This window comes from Methylobacterium sp. E-066, from assembly GCF_022829635.1.
GTDB lineage: Bacteria > Pseudomonadota > Alphaproteobacteria > Rhizobiales > Beijerinckiaceae > Methylobacterium.
The window spans coordinates 1-474 of sequence record NZ_JAKSYO010000178.1; the positions used below are offsets into that span (position 1 = coordinate 1).

Sequence of the window (474 nt, forward strand, 5' to 3'; positions counted from 1 at the left end):
CGCTCTCGTGATCGATGTCCGTTTTCTTGCCACTGGGTCCAGAGGATCCAGAGCAAAAATCTGACACGGTCACAAAAAGACCAGCGATCCGATCGTTTCCGATCAAATCGCCGTATGCTTGCCGAACATGACCGCCAGGGTTGACGCTTTCGCGCCCCCAACGGCCACATTCCCTCTTCACGATGTCACTGATGTCTTCGCTCACGGCACGATCAACCGAACCCTACGGTCCTTGCTAATCGTCTGCCGCGGCAAACTGTGTTCCAGATAGCCGGCTCAACACCTCGATTTGGGCTGAAGTCGCAGATGCAACTCCAAAAAATATCCCAAAACAATGGTGGAGCCAGACGGGATCGAACCGACGACCTCATGCTTGCAAAGCACGCGCTCTCCCAACTGAGCTATGGCCCCAAGGGGTCAGCCTCAGCCGATCGAACGTCCCGTGTCGTGGTGGGCCTGGGACGACTCGAACGT

1 protein-coding gene and 1 tRNA gene are annotated in these 474 nt (G+C 56.3%); both read right to left on the reverse strand.

The annotated features are described in order from the left end of the window. Positions 1–205 (reverse strand): hypothetical protein (locus tag MKL20_RS25350; protein ID WP_244038984.1); only part of this gene is annotated, 205 nt, incomplete at its 3' end. Between the two features lie 130 nt (positions 206–335). Further along, positions 336–411, reverse strand: a tRNA-Ala gene (locus tag MKL20_RS25355). Positions 412–474: the final 63 nt, after the last annotated feature.